At 64.9% G+C, this 17153-nt stretch carries 12 protein-coding genes; 4 read left to right on the top strand and 8 right to left on the bottom strand.

Going from position 1 to position 17153, the window contains the following annotated elements:
• Positions 1–2: 2 nt before the first annotated feature.
• Both OG332_RS37755 and OG332_RS37750 read right to left on the bottom strand, forming a co-directional pair.
• Positions 3–1052, bottom strand: coding sequence for a tyrosine-type recombinase/integrase (locus OG332_RS37755; RefSeq protein ID WP_327417649.1), 1050 nt, complete (start codon positions 1050–1052; stop codon positions 3–5).
• A gap of 209 nt (positions 1053–1261) precedes the next feature.
• A complete protein-coding gene (locus OG332_RS37750; protein WP_327417648.1) occupies positions 1262–1735 on the bottom strand; it encodes a helix-turn-helix domain-containing protein in 474 nt (157 codons plus the stop codon).
• Positions 1736–2413: 678 nt separating this feature from the next.
• Here OG332_RS37750 and OG332_RS37745 point away from each other — a divergent pair.
• Together OG332_RS37745 and OG332_RS37740 are read left to right on the top strand one after the other, a co-directional pair.
• On the top strand, positions 2414–2752 hold the full coding sequence (locus OG332_RS37745) for a hypothetical protein (RefSeq protein ID WP_327417647.1): 339 nt from the start codon (positions 2414–2416) through the stop codon (positions 2750–2752).
• Between the two features lie 265 nt (positions 2753–3017).
• Positions 3018–3680, top strand: a complete 663-nt coding sequence (locus OG332_RS37740; protein WP_327417646.1) for a hypothetical protein — start codon at positions 3018–3020, stop codon at positions 3678–3680.
• Positions 3681–4144: 464 nt separating this feature from the next.
• Here the strand turns inward: OG332_RS37740 and OG332_RS37735 are convergent, their stop codons facing one another.
• The 5 genes from OG332_RS37735 to OG332_RS37715 all read right to left on the bottom strand — a co-directional run bounded on the left by OG332_RS37735 (position 4145) and on the right by OG332_RS37715 (position 14119).
• Positions 4145–5797, bottom strand: coding sequence for a serine/threonine-protein kinase (locus OG332_RS37735; RefSeq protein WP_327417645.1), 1653 nt, complete (start codon positions 5795–5797; stop codon positions 4145–4147).
• A gap of 75 nt (positions 5798–5872) precedes the next feature.
• Entirely contained in the window at positions 5873–9094 is a 3222-nt protein-coding gene (locus tag OG332_RS37730; RefSeq protein ID WP_327417644.1) for a type I restriction endonuclease subunit R, read from the bottom strand.
• A gap of 11 nt (positions 9095–9105) precedes the next feature.
• Entirely contained in the window at positions 9106–10356 is a 1251-nt protein-coding gene (locus OG332_RS37725) for a restriction endonuclease subunit S (protein ID WP_327417643.1), read from the bottom strand.
• A gap of 5 nt (positions 10357–10361) precedes the next feature.
• A complete protein-coding gene (locus tag OG332_RS37720; RefSeq protein WP_327417642.1) occupies positions 10362–12392 on the bottom strand; it encodes a type I restriction-modification system subunit M in 2031 nt (676 codons plus the stop codon).
• Positions 12389–14119 carry an N-6 DNA methylase gene (locus tag OG332_RS37715; RefSeq protein ID WP_327417641.1) on the bottom strand — a complete coding sequence of 577 codons (1731 nt, stop codon included), beginning with the start codon at positions 14117–14119 and terminating at the stop codon, positions 12389–12391. Before OG332_RS37715 ends, OG332_RS37720 begins: the two co-directional genes overlap by 4 nt.
• 163 nt (positions 14120–14282) lie before the next feature.
• On the opposite strand from OG332_RS37715, the gene OG332_RS37710 reads away from it, so the two are divergent.
• Positions 14283–14855, top strand: coding sequence for a hypothetical protein (locus OG332_RS37710; RefSeq protein WP_327417640.1), 573 nt, complete (start codon positions 14283–14285; stop codon positions 14853–14855).
• Between the two features lie 431 nt (positions 14856–15286).
• Entirely contained in the window at positions 15287–15865 is a 579-nt protein-coding gene (locus OG332_RS37705) for a hypothetical protein (protein ID WP_327417639.1), read from the top strand.
• A 127-nt stretch (positions 15866–15992) separates the two neighbouring features.
• Here the strand turns inward: OG332_RS37705 and OG332_RS37700 are convergent, their stop codons facing one another.
• Positions 15993–16796 (bottom strand): class I SAM-dependent methyltransferase, encoded by an 804-nt coding sequence (locus OG332_RS37700; RefSeq protein WP_327417638.1) that lies wholly within the window; start codon positions 16794–16796, stop codon positions 15993–15995.
• Positions 16797–17153: the final 357 nt, after the last annotated feature.

Here is a 17153-nt window from a genome sequence, read left to right as displayed (position 1 = left end):
GTTTACCGTTCCTCCGCCTCCGAAACCAGCACGGAACCAGCACGGGCGCCGTGGTCAGCACCAACCACGCTAACGCCAGTCAGCACCTGATCCATCACAGACCTCAGTCTGCCACCGGCGTCCGGGGTCAGGTGACCATAGATGTCAGCGGTGATCTGGATCGTGGCGTGTCCCAACCATCGGGAAACCTCCAGCAGCGACACGCCGCCGGCGATGGCGCTGCTGGCAAAGAAATGCCGCAGTGTGTGGGCCGTCCAGGATTCATCGCCGAAACCAGCCTTCTTGACCGCATTCCGGAAGTCGATCCGGTAGTTCGAATCCAGCACCTCGCCACCCTGATGGGTGTGCATGAGATAGCCGTCGCGACCGAGGCCGTGCTTGTCTACATGCCGCCTTACAGCGTCCAAGACAGAGGGAGGAACAGGCACGTCGCGCCACTCGCCCTCTTCACGAGCCTTCAGCGGCGACAGCTCGGCTACGTATACACCGGCCCGCTTAAGTCTCACGAACTGACGACGGAGCCTAACTGTCCCACCCTCGAAATCCGCATGCCGCAGGGCCAAGACTTCACCGATTCGCAGACCGCAACCCGCCATCAGCCAGATGGAGATTGCCCAGTCTGGGCGGATCTCCCCCGCAACGGACATGACCGCCTTGCCATCCGGAAGAGATTTCTCGTCAACCCGCTTGGTCTTAACCCTCGGTAGCGCGGCACGAGCCACTGGCGATTCAGGTATCCGCTTTTCGTTAACTGCGGAGTTGAATAGCGACCGCAGCGGAACCATCATCGAATGATAGACAGTTCTACGCGAGAGACCCCGCTCAACCATGGCAGTACACATAATTTCAACATCGCGGGCCGTGACGCTAATCAACGACTTCGAGCCAAGGTGAGGAATCAGGTGGAGTCTGAAGAATCGGGCATAATTCTGCTTGGTGGTATCTTTAATTGCTCGGCGCGCCAACCAATCGACCGCATACACACTGACGAGAATCTTCCCGGCATCGGGATCCAGATAGGCATGTTCACGCTTGTCATTCTCGACCTTCACACCATAATCTGCCGCCTCCCGCTTAGAAGGAAGGGTTTTCTCCCGCTGCCGCCCCGTTCGACCTCCCGGCTCCCGGTATCGAACGGTCCAGGAATGCCCACACCGCACCTTTTCGCACGGGAAATTGCGATCCTTCCCATCCACCTTGCATTTTTGGAACACCGTCGCCAAAACCTTACCCCCCATTCACCTGTGATTCAGACAGTCATTTAGCCATACCGCGAATCAAGATAAGCCACGATATCGCGCTCTCGAAACCGGAGCAGGCGCCCGACCTTTTGCGCTTTAATTCCCCAGGTTCGATATTTGTTCTTGACTGTTACCTCGCTCACTTTTAGCCATCCGGCAACCTCTGCAGGCGTGAGGAGTCGATTACTTCCTCCCGGCACATCCATCTCCAATATTCCGGGCAGCCGCAATATCCACCACCATTCATCCGACTGCCGGAGATATGCTGCACCCAAAGGGGCCATGCAACTCGCCGAACCGCCATCGAGCGATGGGAGACAAGCCTCGCCACGTCGAACATGACGCATGGATCCAACAGCAGCCGTGGGCAACCAGTCGGGTTCATGCATCCGCATGGCTCCACCGCCAAGTACAGCCGCTGCGAACAGATCCAATGATCCGGAAAATCTGGGATTTACGAATTCACGGATCGAGTGGTAGATGCCCTCAGTCACCGATTGACCGGGTGTGCCCACCGGCCTCCCCCTGCCCGCGCTCCCGCCGCGAACTACAGGTCAGGCCTGCGCGCTGCGGTGCCTCTTCCCCATCTCCGCCGCGTACGACTTCGTGGACGACCCTCCGCTCCACTCTCCGCATGCGCACGCAGCCAGGTACCGCGATCGGCCAGTGCACCCCGAGGTCAGCGGGGACCCTCCCCGCGTGTGCTCGTGAGCCGGCGGGCATACCGTTCCGTCCCCATGCAGTCCGGTGACCTTGATCCTGTGTGGCGGCATGAAGCTCCCCGTTGAACAGTCGAGATTTGCAACCTCTGACCTGCGGCTTTCCGTCAGACCATTACGTTGACATGGGTTACCGCGTGATCTCCACTCATCTGACCGGGCTGCCGGTCTGCCACCAGCGAACTCTGTATGTGCAGCAGGCTGGGTCTGCGTCTACGGCCACGAGAACCAGCGGTTCGTCCTGGGTTAGGCGGGCGACGTCCCGAGTTGCGCACCGAACCGTGACGCCCTGCACCTGAGCGGAGCGGAGCGGCGTGACACCCGGGTGCGATGCCATGTAGACCAGAACGGCTCGGTCACGCCGGTACGTGTCCCGGAGAAGGCTTTCGCAGCCGCGCGCACGCAGAGCGGAAGCGAGACAGCGACCATTACGCGGGCAGGTAAGTTGGTGGAATGGCAAGGTACTACCGGGATGAGCGGGCGGCGAAGCGTCAGCCCGCGTTGTTGCCAGTACGGTCGCAGGAGGTGGACGAGGGCTACCGTCTTGTTGGCCCTGGCGGCACGTTGTCGCCTGTCGTGGCGCACGTACAGTGGCTGGACAATCACCGGGCCGGACCAGACACGCACGTGATGATCTCGTTCGAAGACGGCACGAAAATCGAGTTCCCCTTCGATGCACTCCTTGCTGCCGTCTGGCATGACGAGCAACGCGCGATCAACGAGCCTGATCTCAGCTCTTCCGCTCCCACGGTATGGGGCAAGGCGGAGGCGTCCTGGGGAGAAGGGCCGTGATTGCCGAGCTAATCCACAAGTCTTGACAATTACTCTGGCGCAATTCCCAAAGACGGCAGATGCTGCACCCAGGGTGAACAGAATTGGGACAGCGGGATGCGTAACCGAACCGGTCTCAGTGAATGCGTACAGAGCCGATCCGCTCTTCCCGCAAGTGTTGTAGGTTGACATGCAGTGACGGAAGATTCCAGCCTTCGCGGCAACCTTCCCGTCTGCCTTGGGCCAATCAACGTCGAACGGCCCTGCCGTCGAGAAGGACATTCTGATGCAGACCCTTGAGGAGCAGTGGGAACGGTCGCTGGGCCAGCTGCAGAAGCTGGGGCAGCTCTCGACCGCGGCACATGGCCGGGCCACGGCGGCACGCGAGATGCTCGCCTCCATCGGGGCCAATCCAGAGGACCACAGCGGCTATCTCGCCGCGTATTCGGCGCTTCAGGCCCGCAGCCAGGCCTGCGACATGGCCTACCTCCGAGCCTCCACCCGCCTTGTTCACCGGGCTGCGTCGGGAGGGCGTCCGCCGGCTCGACTTCCTCGACCGTGGCTCGTCGGTCCAGCGGGCCCGTCCTGGTGGGTAGAGGCAATCCGGCGTTCCGGCGCCGTATGGCGGAGCATCCCCGAGGCCGGTCCGGAGTTGGCGCTGGGGATGCCGCTCGATCATCCGGCCGTCGCTGCCGTCACTGCCGGGGCGGAACAGTTGAGTGCGAGCGGCCGGGCCAAGGATGTCCGGGGCTCGTCGGCCCTGTACGAAATCACGAGGCCGGTCGGACCCGACGGCCGCCGAGCACCGGCCGGCGTCCGCATCCGCCCCGGCAAAGAGGAAGAGACCCGTCGGCTTCACACGGACCGGCACAAGGTCTGGGAGCGCGCCCGCGCCTACGGCGACGCGACCCAGGCCCTGCTGGCCGAATGGCGCCACACCAACACCTAGTGGTCCGTCTTCGGGGCGCCCTGCTCCGCGAGCGCAGCGGCAGTCAGCACACGGCGCAGCATCTCGGGTCCATCGTCGCCTAGACCAGACTTGTTTGCCGCGTACGTGAGCAGCTGGTTGAAGCCGTGCGTTCCGTACCCTTCAAACCACTGGTCCAGGGTGAGTTCGCCGCCGAAATTGGCGCGCTAGTCGTCCCTGTCGCGCTGCTGGACAGCTGCGATTACCTCCACCGCGTGCTGGATCGCGGCTGGGGAGACCCCATGCTGTTCAGCCTCCGCGCGCAGCTGCTCCTCGCGGGCGGACTGGTCCATGGCCGTCTCCTCGGTGTCGCGTATCTCCCGAAGCGTGATTGATTGAGGTCCCGGGAATGGGTACAGCCTTCCATACCTGTCCGCGAGGTAGTGCCATCGAGGCGAGTCTCAAGGTGCGGTCAGCGCCGGCAGACCCGGAGCCGTCACGGCCGATCAGCCCAGGTCCTGGCGAAGGCGGCGGAGATAGGCGTCGATCTGCACCAGTCCAGGCCAGTCGCTTCCCCGTAGGTGAGAGGTTTCCGACCGGAGCCGCTCTCCGACGTCCAGTGCCTTGGGGAGGCTTTCCGTCGCGGCATACAGACTCATCAGCCGTGCAAGAGCATCGAGGTGCCGGTTGACGGCGTGCTCATCGCCCTCTTCAGGCATGATCTCGCTCACGCGGTCGAAAGCTCGGATCGCGGCGGTGGCTTCGCCGAGTTCCATCCTGCACTGCCCGGCGTAGTACCAGCACAGCTGGGCTTGCTCGTCCTGGTCGCCGTAGCGGTCGGTGTAGTGGTGAGCGAGCGGCTCGAAGAGCGCGAGGGCCTCGCGGTGGCTTCCAGCCAGGAACTTCACCTGCGCGAGGCTGAACTGCATACCTTCCCTGAGCTCCGGGTCAGCGGCTCTTGCGATTGCCTCGGCCAATGCGTCGGCCGCCTGGGTGAACTGGCCCTCCTGAGCCAGCCCCGCTGCCCGGTCGGAGATCGCGTCCGCCTCCTGCTCGGTCAGTGCAGCAGGGCCTGTCTCCGGCCTCTGAGGTGCGGCTGCGGGTGGGGGCGCGAGCGGCGAGGGAACTACGACAGTGGGTGCGTACGAGGCGGCGACACTAGGGCTGTGCGCCCGGCCCCCGAAAGGTCGCAGGAACGGCAGACGGGGGTCGAGGATGCCCTCGTCGGTGGCGGGGGTGCCGGCGGAGTCGTGTACGAAGGACAGGAGGGCGTCGTAGACCTCCATCGCGTCCATGCGCTGCTCGGATTCCTTGGTGAGCATCGCCAGCAGGAGCTTCTCGATGTCGACTGGCACGTCCGGGCGCAGGGAGCGGATGGGCGGGGGCGGGGTGTGGACGTGGTGCCACATGTGGGAGCGGCTGTCGTCGGGGGTGAACGGCGGCTTTCCGGTGAGGAGTTCGTGGAGCACGCAGGCGAGAGCGTAGACGTCGGCGGCAGGGCCGACTGCGTTGGCGAGGCTCTGCTCTGGCGACATGTAGGGCGGGGTGCCTACGGTCATGCCGACCTGGGTGAGCCGGGGCAGGGTGCCGACTCCGCGCAGGGCGGCGACGCCGAAGTCGAGGACTTTGACTACGCCTCCGGGGGTGAGCATCAGGTTGGACGGTTTGATGTCGCGGTGAACGACGTCGCGATGGTGCACGGTGTCAAGGACGGAAGCGATCTGGGCGCCGACGGCCGCGGCCCAGGAGACGGGGACCGTCTCGCTTTCGTAGTCGGTCTCGTCGATGAACGTCTGTAGTTCGCGTCCCTGCAGGAGCTGCATGACGACGAACAGCCGTCCGCTGGCCTCGTCGGTTCCGGTGTCGTAGACAGCCGGCACACCCAGGTGTTCGATGCCGGCGGTGATCTGGACCTCGCGCAGGAATCGGGCGCGGCGGGTCTGCAGGGTCTCCTCGAACGCTGCGCCGTGGAACCCGGGCGGAACCGGGCTCTCGGCGAGCATCATCTTCACCGCGACCCGGCGGTCCAGGCGTTCGTCGTATGCCTGCCAGACCTCGCCCATGCCGCCCGCGCCGATGGGCGTGTGCAGCTTGTACCGGCCCGCGATCACGCGGGCCGGTACGCCGGCGTCGAAGCTCGGCGTGCCGCCCTGCACCATGCGAGGTCCCCTTCTGCGTGGGCGGGGCGTGACCACCCCGCCCGGCCTCTTACCTGACTTACTGCAGAGCACAGGCTATGCGGTCGGCGGCTCCGCCCGACGATTTCCGGTGGACTTGAGCTCGGCGGCCCGCTGTTCAGTGGCCCGGCGCTCGGCCTCGCGTCGGACCGGGCGCCGAATGAGCTGGTACGCCTGCTGGGTCGCGACCTGCTTGAACAGGCGGTTGACGTTGGTGTCGTCGAAGTAGCGGACCATCAGGGCGTCGTTGGACGCCGCCTGGTCGATGACGATCCGGTCGAGGTCCTTTTCCAGTTCCCCACCGAAGACGTCCTGGTCCTGGTGCAGGGCGATGGCCCGAAGTTCGGGGTCCTCGCTGACGGCAACCACAAGCTGGCCAAGAAGGATCTGGTCGGTAGTGGAGAGCCCGGTCCCGTACTCGTGGTTAACGGACTGGATCACCTCGGCCAGCGACATCTCCTCCGCCTCGGCCACTCCTCCGCCTGCTTCGGGTACCAGGCCAGCCAAGACCTGCGCACCCGCCGCCTCCAGGCGCAGCTCCGGGGTGCCCGTCTGAGTGATGCGCATGTGGCTCGGGGCCGCGGTCCCTATGTCGGCGCCGGCACTGCGGGCGGGCGCGGGCAGGCGGCGCAGCAGGAAGCGTCCGTACTGGTAGAGCCGTTCCAGTTCGAGGTTCTCGAATCCGATGACGTGGGAGAGCCAGCCGTACGCCTTGGTGTAGGAGTCCAGGGCACGGCGGAACTCGGAGGCGGTTTCCGGTTCGGTGGCGTTGAGGGCGTTGAAGCGGTCCAGCGCAGGCTGAAGGTAGCCATAGAGGCGGGCGTGCGCCTTCATGATGGCGGTGTCGGTGGCCGAGCCGCCCTGGAAGGCTGCGAAGTAGGCGTTTACGAAGGCGTCCATCTCGGCTTCCACCAGGAGCTGGTAGGCCATGACCTCGCGTTCGCGATCGAACAGCAGGTTGGGGTCGGTGGGCTCGCTGACCGACGCCTCGTAGTATTGCTGGAAAGCCTGCTCGATGTCCTCGGGACGGTTGGCGAAGTCGAGGATGAACAGGTCCTCGGTGGTCTTGAGCCGGTGGGTGCGGTTGAGCCGGGAAAGCGTCTGCACCGCGGCCAGCCCCACCAGGATCTTGTCCACGTACATGGTAGTCAGCAGCGGCTGATCGAAGCCGGTCTGGTACTTCTCGGCGACGACGAGGATGCGGTGCTCGGGCTTTGGCACGGAGGGCGGGTTCGGATCGTCCGCGCGGGTATAGCCAAAGCGGGTCGGCAGCTCACGTTCGGGGAAGCCGTTGAGCTTGGGCTCGGTGTACTCGATCCCGTCAAGGGTCAGTGCCCCGGAAAACGCGACCAAGGTACCGCAGTCGGTGAAGCCACGCTGGTCGATGTAGGCCCGCATGGCCTGGTACAGCCGTACGGCGTGATCACGGCCGGAGGTGACCACCATTGCCTTTGCCCGGCCACCGAGGCGCGGGCTGGAATGCGAGCGGAAGTGGTCGACGATGATCTTCGCGCGGGAGGCCATCGACGCCTCCGACATCAGCGCGGCCCTCACCAGCTTCGAGCGGGCCTTACGGGGGTCCACCTGCTGCTCAGCCTCGTCGGCGGCAGCCTCCTGGAGCTTGAAGTATGTGGCGTAGGTGATGTAGTTACCGAGCACGTCGAGGATGAAGCCCTCCTCGATGGCCTGCCGCATGGAGTAGACGTGGAACGGTCCCTTCTCCTGCTCCCCCGAGCCGGGGTTGAGGTAAGGGGTGCCGAAGAGGTCGATCGTCTTCGCCTTGGGGGTAGCCGTGAACGCGAAGAAGGACAGGTTCGGCTGCTTGCCGCGCGCCAGGGCTGCGGCCGTCAGCGGGTCGCCGTCCTCGTCTACCGCGTCCGAGCCGAGACGTCCCAGCGCCTTCTTCAGTGCCGCCGCGCTCTCCCCGCCCTGCGAGGAGTGCGCCTCGTCGATGATCACCGCGTAGCGCTGCCCACCCAGCCCAGCGACCTTGTCCAGGACGAAGGGGAACTTCTGCACCGTGGTGATCACGATTCGGGCCGTCGGCCCGGTCAGCGCGTCCGCGAGCTGCTGGGAGTTCTCGTCGATCCGTACGACCACGCCGGCCTTGTGGTCGAACTGGTAGATCGTGTCCTGAAGCTGCTTGTCCAGCACCCGCCGGTCGGTAATGACGATGACCTTGTCGAAGACCAGCTTGTTCGCCCCCAGGCCGGAGGCGAGCGCGGCGGGCGCGATCAACCCGAGGTCGTGGGAAGTGTGCAGGCTGGACAGGTGGTGCGCGAGCCAGGCGATGGTGTTGGACTTGCCCGAGCCGGCGGAGTGCTGGATCAGGTAGTTCTCTCCCGCACCGTGACGGGCCGCGTGCGCGATGAGCTTGCGCACGGCGTCCCACTGGTGGAACCGGGGGAAGATCAGCGGCTGCGTGTGCGCGCTACCCGGCTTGTGTGACGGCGCCCGCCCGGCCTTCGCGGCGGCGTCCTCCACGTGCAGGAACCGCTGGAGCAGCTCCAGCCAGTTGTCCCGCGCCCACACCTCGTCGAAGAGATAGGAGGTGGGGTACTTCCCGTCGGTCGGAGCCGGGACGTTGCCCGCGCCGCCGATCTGGCCAGGGCCGCCGGAGCCGGTGTTGAAGGGGAGAAATCGGGTCGCGTCCCCAGCCAGACGAGTCGTCAGAAATGCCAGCGTCGGATCGACCGCGAAGTGGGCCAGACTGCGCTTCGCGAAGAACGCTTCCTTCGGATCCCGCTTCCGCCGGTACTGGCGCTTGGCGTCCTCGACGGTCTGGCCGGTCAGCCCGTTCTTCAACTCTACGGAGGCGACCGGCAGCCCGTTGAGGAAAAACGCCATGTCGAGGGTGTCGGCCGGCCGCGCGGTGGAGTAGTGAAACTGGCGCACGAAGGTGAGCCGGTTGGCGTCGTACTCGGCCAAAGCGTCGGTGGCAAGGGTGTGCGCCGGGCGGAAGAACGCAAGTTTGATCTTCACGTTCCGGTCGTTCACGCCCCGACGCAGCACGTCCAACAGTCCTCGCGAGTCAATCTCCCGCGCCACGCGCTTCGCGAACCGGGCGATGGCCTGCTCTTCTTCCTCGCCGTAGGCGGCCTGGAGCGCCAGCCACGCGTCGTTCTGCGATGCGCGGAGGAACTCGGACAGCTCGGAAGCATCGATACCGAGAGCGCGGTCGTAGGTGTTCGACAGCCCGCGCTGCCAGCCGCTGCGCAGCAGCGCCGCTTCCACGGCGTTCTCGAATGCCTGTTCGGTGTATACGCGGGCGTCGTTCATCTGAATCCCCCTCAGAGATCGCGGTCGTACGTTCGGCGAGCGGTGGTGACGTCGAGCTGGCCGGTCACGGCAGCGGTGATCAGCGCCTGGCGGCGCTCGGCAAGCGTGTTAGCAAAGGACTCCAGCCTAGACTTAAGCCTCTCCTGCTCAGCCGTTTCTCTTGCCACCTGCTCTACGATTAGTTCTTGAGAATTTCGAGATGGTACGGGAATGCTCAACCCCAGGAAGGATTCGGGATACAGCCGGAGCCGAGAGGTCCAGACCCCTTTGGAGAATCTCGTCATCTCGGCTACATACTCTGGGGTTCGAACGAGGAGATCCAGGTACCTGGAATCAACGACGTCAGATGTCAAGCGGTAAACACCGTAGGCCGGACTCATGATTCCCGAGTAGCGGGAAACACCAAGAGCACCCATCCAGGCCCAAAGGGTGTTAATGACAAGATCTCCCGGCTGGCATCGCTTATACCCCACCATACTCTCAGCCAAGAACATATTGACGTCCTTTTCGGAGCGGGGCGTCACGCCAGTTAGATGCGAGACGGATAGAAGTTCTTCCTCGCCGGTTTCAGAGAGATCCATCACCTCCCTCATAAACGTCTTAATCCGCGCCGACCTCCACGCCGCAGGGATCGATCCAATCGTTGGGATGCCTGAATCGCGCCGTTCCCCCTCGCGATCACGACCGAAGACGAGGTGAGATGTCACGGCAATGCGCCGCTCTTCGAGGACATCGACCATACAAAGTTGGCGAGCCGCCAAGTGGTCGATCCGGGCGACCTCGGCATCGAGAAAGTCAGCGATGCGGCGCTGCTCATCCAGCGGAAGCATGGCAACTGGCAGATCGCGAATGAAATCATCCGGAACGCGCTGCTGTCCAGCAACGCCGTACATCTCGGCTTCACCCAGCTTGAGAAAACTATGAGTATTCACAACGTAGAAGAGGAACCGAGGATCGATCAGAGGCCCGGCCCGCAGGACATGAAGTTCAGTCGTACCGGCTCCCACTCCGTTGTGGAGGCCCCGAATTAGGACAGCCCGTCCCGCCTCGAAGGTTGGGGTGATCTTCGGGACGAGTACGTCACCTTCCTGAAACCGCGTGTATCCGGTTGCCACGGCAGCCTTGGTACGCCGACGGGAGACGTCAAGCCGCTCCCCGGGCCACACCGCTTCCATAGGGAGGAAGGTCAGCTCATCGTCATCGGAGAGACCGTCGAATACAGCACAGCGAGGGTTGACCTGTGCGAGGTGTCGCAGTCGCACGGCATTCACCCTGCCACCTCCCCAAGCAGCTCCTGAATCTCGGCCTCCAGTGACTTCAGTTCCCCATCAATTTCCGCAAGCGGCCTCGGCGCTGTATAGGTGTAGAAGTGGCGGTTGAAGGGGATCTCGTAACCTAGCTTGAGCCGCTCCGTCTCCTTAGTCTTCAAGTTTCGGGATGTCGCGATCCATGCGTCCGGAACGTAGGGCATCACCTCGCGGGTGAAGTACTCGTCGATGTCCTCGTCGAGCGGGACGTTCTCGTTGTCCCTCAAGTCAGGGTCAGGCTCGGGTTTGCCCTTGATGAGCTGGACCTCACCTTCCGGATCAGGCCGACCCACGGCATCCCGGATGGCCTTCTGGAAAGGTGCGCCAGACGGCCACAACACGCCCCCGGCCACCATCGCCGTACGCAGGGCATCCCATGCCGCAGCCTTGGTGGACCAGTGCGATCCGAGCAGCGGCTTGAGCGCCGCAAGCAGCAACTCGACCGCTGGCTCGTCCCCGACCGCCTTCTTCACAGCGGCCGACGCGCCGAGCTGCGCGAGGCTATCTTCGGTCAGCTCGAAGCGGAGCTTGAGCGGCTGGTCCACGGTGATGCGCTGGTAGCCGAAGTCCCGGTTGGCGAAGACCTTCACTCGCCCATAGTCAGGATGGGCCTCGTCGCCAGCGATACTGAGCGCGTCGCGGTAGATCGCGCAAATGCGTCCGATCTGGGACCGGGTAATCTGCTTGCGCTTCTCGCCGAGGGACCTCCGCATCTTGGTCCACTGGTCACGAGCGTCAAGCAGGACGACGTGGCCCTTGCGGTCGGCGGGCTTACGGTTCGTAACGATCCAGAAGTATGTGGAGATCCCGGTGTTGTAGAAGAGCTGGTCGGGGAGTGCGACGATCGCCTCCAGGTAGTCGTGCTCGATGATCCACCTGCGGATCTCCGACTCACCAGATCCCGCTCCACCGGTGAACAGCGGCGAGCCGTTGAAGACGATGGCTAGTCTGGTGCCACCGACCTCGTCCCCTGCCGCATCTTTCTTCAACGGCTGCATCTTGCTCATCATGTGCTGCAAGAACAGGAGCGAGCCGTCGTTGATCCGGGGTAGTCCGGCTCCGAATCGGCCGTCATATCCCCGGTCTTCGTGCTCCTGGCGGATGGTCTTCTCGACCTTCTTCCACTCCACACCGAAGGGCGGGTTGGCGAGCATGTAGTCGAAGGTCTCGCCGTCGTGGCCGTCTTGGCTGAAGGAGTTGCCGAAGCGGATGTTCTTGGCAGAGTGGCCCTTCAGCAACATGTCGGAGCGACAGATCGCGTATGACTCCGCGTTGAGCTCCTGGCCAAACAGATTGACTCGCACGCGCGGGTTGAGCTTGCGAATGTGGTCCTCCGTCGCCGAGAGCATGCCGCCGGTGCCGCAGGCCGGGTCGAGGATCTTGACGACCTGGCCCTCCCCCGTCAGCCGGTCGTCGTCTGGGGCCAGCAGCAGCTCGACCATCAGCTCGATGACTTCGCGCGGGGTGAAGTGCTCACCGGCGGTCTCGTTGGAAGCGTCAGCAAACTTGCGGATCAGCTCCTCGAATACATAGCCCATGTCGTGGTTGTCCACGGCATCGAAGGTCAGGTCCAGGCCGGCGAACTTCCGCACCACCTGGTAGAGCAGGTCGGTGTTGTCCAGACGGTCGATCTGGAGGTGAAACTCGTAGCGGTTGATGATCTCGGTGGCCTCGGAGGAGAAGCCCCGAATGTAGTCCTTGAGATTCTTCGCCACGTTGGCTGAATCGCTGCTGATCGTGTCGAAGGTCTGCTCGGAGAGGTTGTAGAACTTGAGCTTGGAGGCCGCCAGCAGCAGCCCGTCCTTGTTCTCCCCGGTGTAGGAGGCCTCCCGGTCCCACACCGCCTGGCGGGTCGGGGCCATGACGCAGTCCAGCCTGCGCAGCACCGTCAGCGGCAGGATGACCTTTCCGTACTCCGAACGCTTGTAGTCACCGCGCAGCAGGTCGGCCACCGACCAGATGAAGTCGGCAAGTTCCTGGTTCTTACTCAAAATGTCCTGTCCTCTCGCCCCACTGCGGCGTCTCCGTCAGTCATCGTGCTCTGGTGTTCAGCGTCACCGCTGCCATGGGGCAGCGGTGGATCGAGTGCGCCGCCAGTGAGGCCGTCGCGTGCGAGCCGCGCAGCCCGGTCGCCCATCCTGGCGAGTTCGGCAAGCTCAAGCTCGAACGCACCCAACGAGCGAAACGCGTCGCCGTAGCGGTGTTGTCGCTCAACGTCCATTCGGGGTAGACGTGCCGCCTGCAGGTCCGCTCGGAACGTACCCGAGGAGGACGTGCTACGACGGGCATTCGCCGCGCTACTGGCGAATCCGCGCACATAGTCGGCGTCCAACTGGTCGCTGACGGAGGTGAGCTCGTCGCCATCCAGGCTGACCAAGCCCGCGGCCAGCAGGTCGCTCACCGCGACCGGGACTCCATCGTCTAGGCCATCGTCCCCGCCTCGCGGTGGCAGCTCGGGAAGCAGCGCCTGCAGGCGGCTCAGCCGCTTGTCGAGTTCGTCGCGCAGCGTTGCGTACTCCACCGCGTAGTCGGGTTCCGGCTCGCGTACATAGCGGCTGGGCGTGAGGTCCACGTCGTTGTCCAGTAGATCGATCAGCGGCACCTCCGACTCCTGGTGCGGCTGCGGCTCCCACGGCCCGTCCGGGCTGTTGCTGCTGAGATCCACCATGCGTACGGTCCCCGTCGCCCGCCCAGGGCCCGAGGGGCGGCTCAGCAGCCACAGGTGCAGCGGAAGTGCGTGACTGGCAGCGAGGCCCGGCGGCAGAGCCACCACCGCGGCGACGCAGCCGCGACGCACCAGCTCCGCCCGGATTCTGCGACCGGAGCGGCGATGGGCGACCGACGCCGGCAGGGCCACCACGGCCCGCCCGCCGGGTGCCGTGTGGTGGTAGCAATGCTGGAGCCAGGCGAGTTCGCTCTCTCCTCGCGAGGGCACACCCGCCTCCCAGCGCGGATCGATGAGCAACTGTTCGCGGCCCCAGTCGGCCACGGCGGTCGGCGGCTCGCACACGACCAGGTCCGCGCGGAGATCGGGGAACGCGTCAGCCCGCAACGAGTCGCCCGCCACGATCTCAACCGGCGCCGCCCTGGTGGCGGCGAGGGCCGCGCGCACCCGGGCCACGCGCGTCGCGTCCGCGTGCGTGTCCTGCCCCAGCCTGCTCCCGACCGCATCACCACCCACCCCGACAAGAAGCGAGCCGATGCCGCACGCCGGGTCGAAGACGGTGCCAGAGGTCTCACCAGCGAATTCTCGGACAGCGCGAGCAAGCCGCAACGTCGAGGCCCCATCCAACGCGGCGCGCGAGGTGGACTCCAGCAGCCGGGCGACCAGAGCGTCCATCACCTCGGTGGGCATACGGTCGGCGACTAGCCCGTCCGCCACCTCGCGGGCACCCTGATCGGTCAACTCTCCTAGACCACCCCCGAGATGGTCCCCGACAGCAGCCAGCGCCCTGACCATCTCCTCGCCGTAGGTGCCACGCAGCGCCTGCCAGAGCCGGACTTCCCCACTGACCTCTCGCCCTTCGCGCTGCCCCTCCAGCCACTGCCGTACCTCGGCGAGCGAAAACAGGGGACTCGCCGTGGTGCCGCCGACGGGTGCGGGAAAGTCCGAGCGGCGCCTGCGCCAGTTGGACACCGCAGCACGCGTCACGCCCGCCAACCGTGCGATCTCCGCAGCGGTCGCCGTGATATCGGGCACCTCGTCTTCTCCGATCATGGCAAGACCGTACACCGAGAAACCACCCCGGCCAAGTTACATTCCGTTGACAGCGTCAACAGACTCCATCAGTCTGTGGCCTACGCGTGGAATCGCCCACCCGCGCAACACGCGCCCATTACCCTTTCAGTCCGTCGGAGCAGCCGAGCAGGGGGATTCGATCATGAGCCTCGATCACGTAGGCGAAGAAGAGGACGACCGCGAGAGCGTCGATAGCCTGATCAGCACCTGGGAGCACCTGCTCTCCCGACTGCGCAGGACCGGCGACGAGGTACGCGCTCTCCACGCGCGCATGACGCCCTGGCACGGCCCGGAGCCGCGGCGCGCAGCCGACTGGGATTGGATCATGGAGGCATTCGCGCGCGAGGCCGCCACCGCCAACAGGAGCGACTTCGAGAGCTTGATCCTCCAGACCACAGGGCTGCACCATCGCGGTATCGAAGTCCTCAATCCGGATCGCGGCCCTCAGCCCATCCCGTCCGCGTTCGTGCGACGCATGCCCGAGAACCAAGCCAAGATCGAGGCCGAACGCTACGAGCGCCAAGGCCGTCACGTACTCGCCTACCAGCAACACATCCGCCAGTGCCTTGAGCACTTCGTCACCGCCTGGACCGCGCTCATCGACGGCTGCTCGATCTGCGACTGGGAGATGATCGACGACGAGTTCCCCAAACTCGCTCAACTGCAGGAGGAAGCCGGTCACGCCTTCGCCATCTGGGCTGACTTCGACCGATAGCCGAGCACGGCATAGGGCCGTGCTGGTTTCGATTGCCCCCCTTGTACTGATCGCGGGAGGGAGTCACTGGCGAGCGACCTGAAGCACAGGTGTGGTCAGGTCCCTGTTTCCGGCGACTACCCGTGTTCCGACCCGTCGCGCACCCAGCGATCCGCCGCAATCGGCCAGGTGATCGGGCCAGTAGTGGCACCATGCGAGCTATGGCCGCACGCCCTCTCCTTGACATCACACACGTCTCTGCACTTGAGCCCTACCTCGAACAAACAGGCACCATCTTTCGGAGATTCATCGAGCAGGATTCCGGCTGCATCTCATACGGTCTGGTGTCGGCGGGGCAATGCTGGTTCGTGAAGGGCGCCTCGACGCCCAGCGGCGTCTCATCCTTACGGCAGGCCGTCTTGGTCCACCAAGCCGTGGCCCACCCGGCCATCGTGCCCCTGTCACACAACTTCACGACTGACGACGGCCTGGCGCTCGTCTACCCCTGGATGGCCGGCGACGTCCTCTATCACCCGACAAGGTCCCGCAAAGGGGGAAGAGCCGCCCCCGGCAGCCCGATGGCGAAATTCCGGCAGCTGCCCCTTCACCGGATTCACGCCGCCCTGCACTCCGTCTTGAGTGCCCACCTCGTCGTGGAGCAGGCCGATCTCGTAGCCGTCGACTTCTACGACGGCTGCATGCTCTACGACTTCGAAGATCACGAGATGCTTCTGTGCGACCTGGACGAGTACCGACCCGGTCCGTTCACCCTTGAGGCTGACCGGCTTCCCGGCTCCAGGCGCTACATGGCCCCGGAGGAGTTCGTGCGGGGGGCGGTCATCGACATCCGGACGACCGTGTTCGCTCTCGGCCGGGCACTCCGCCTCCTCCTCGACGCCGGCGACGAGGAGCGACAGTGGCGTGGTACCCCCGGCCAGCTGGCCGTCATCAGGAAGGCAACGGCCGCCGCCCCGGAGCGCCGGTTCCACTCCGTGCACTCTCTCGTCAACGCCTGGCATGCGGCCACCTAAGCCTTCGGAGCCCACTGCGCGGCGACGGCCGCGCAGGTTCCTCCCCAGCCGCAGAGCGCAAGATCCGGCCAGCCCCGTACCACCGTCTGTCCCTGCCCACCCGCCGGACACGAAGAGGCGGGACAGCTCAGACCGAGCCAACGACAAGAATGTGCGCCGATGCATCGTGGAATACACCGTGCTCGTCGGCGAGGCGGGCCGTCGCTATCGCATCCGCTACGAGCGCTCCCGCCTCTTCCTGGCCCGCACATCGGCCGGCCGCGACGACGTATGCCCATCCCGGGCCCTCGATCCCGTGGACGCGCACACCGCTCAGCCCGACTTCGTCGACCTCCTGCGTCAGCTCGGCAGCCGTGTGGAAATGCACAACCGTGAATCCTCTACTGCCGTCGTAGGAACCCGTACGAACCACCTGCGAGACCTCACCGGCGAGCAACTCCGGGGACAGACCCGCACTGACGGTGTAGTCCTGCATCAGGGAGTACCGGGAGATCCCTGCAGCTGCCACGACACCACCCTGCACCGCAACCCGTCGGGCCTCCCTCAGCGCCTTCAGTCGGTCCTCGCGCTCCGCCAGGTGGTACAGCGGCCCAAGGAGCAGCACCGCATCGAACGTGCGTCCCCTGAAGGCCAGGTCACGTGCGTCCCCTTGCGTGGCCAAGCATCCGGGCGCCCGCTCGCTTGCCTGCTCGACGTGTTTCGGCACGGGGTCCACCAGGTGTACCTCGTAGCCGTCTTCGACCAGCCACTGGGCATGGGCACCTGGGCCTCCACCCACGTCCAGCACGCGGGCCGGCGGTGGAGGCAGGTAGCGCCGTAACAACTCCCGGGTGCGCTCGAATTCGAGGCGGCCCGTCGCTGTGGAGTGGAGTCGTGCCGCCTCGTCGTACTCGCTGTAGAAACCCGTGATACGGGGGTCGATGCTCGTCATGCCTGACGACAGTAGAGCCCGGCAGATACTGGCGTCATCCAGATATCCCGCGCGGCCTCCATTGCAGGACTGGCCAATGGTGATGTCCGCACCGGAGGACACACCGCAATGAGAGCCGGGGGCGTGGACTCCTCATGCTGGCTGCCTGGGTCAGGAGGCTGCTTGGAGAGGTGAGGCCGTGACATGGGTAGGAACAAGCATCGGCCCTGTGAGGTCGGCGGGTGCGTTCAAGCCGTCCAGGAGCACGATGATCCGGTCGATATTCGTGAGGCGCCGCTGCCCAGACTCCAGCATCGACAGGAAAGGCTGACTCAGCCTCGTCAGGAGCGCCATGTCCTCCTGGCGAAAATGGCCGCG

The sequence above is a fragment of the Streptomyces sp. NBC_01233 genome (assembly GCF_035989305.1).
Taxonomy (GTDB): Bacteria; Actinomycetota; Actinomycetes; order Streptomycetales; family Streptomycetaceae; genus Streptomyces.
This window is presented reverse-complemented; position numbering and strand designations above follow the sequence as displayed.

Coding starts and splice junctions, on each gene's coding strand:
- OG332_RS37730 (WP_327417644.1), bottom strand. CDS start 9,094: ATGAACGACGCCCGCGTATACACCGAACAGGCATTCGAGAACGCCGTG.
- OG332_RS37745 (WP_327417647.1), top strand. CDS start 2,414: ATGGCAAGGTACTACCGGGATGAGCGGGCGGCGAAGCGTCAGCCCGCG.
- OG332_RS37740 (WP_327417646.1), top strand. CDS start 3,018: ATGCAGACCCTTGAGGAGCAGTGGGAACGGTCGCTGGGCCAGCTGCAG.
- OG332_RS37710 (WP_327417640.1), top strand. CDS start 14,283: ATGAGCCTCGATCACGTAGGCGAAGAAGAGGACGACCGCGAGAGCGTC.
- OG332_RS37735 (WP_327417645.1), bottom strand. CDS start 5,797: ATGGTGCAGGGCGGCACGCCGAGCTTCGACGCCGGCGTACCGGCCCGC.
- OG332_RS37715 (WP_327417641.1), bottom strand. CDS start 14,119: ATGATCGGAGAAGACGAGGTGCCCGATATCACGGCGACCGCTGCGGAG.
- OG332_RS37700 (WP_327417638.1), bottom strand. CDS start 16,796: ATGACGAGCATCGACCCCCGTATCACGGGTTTCTACAGCGAGTACGAC.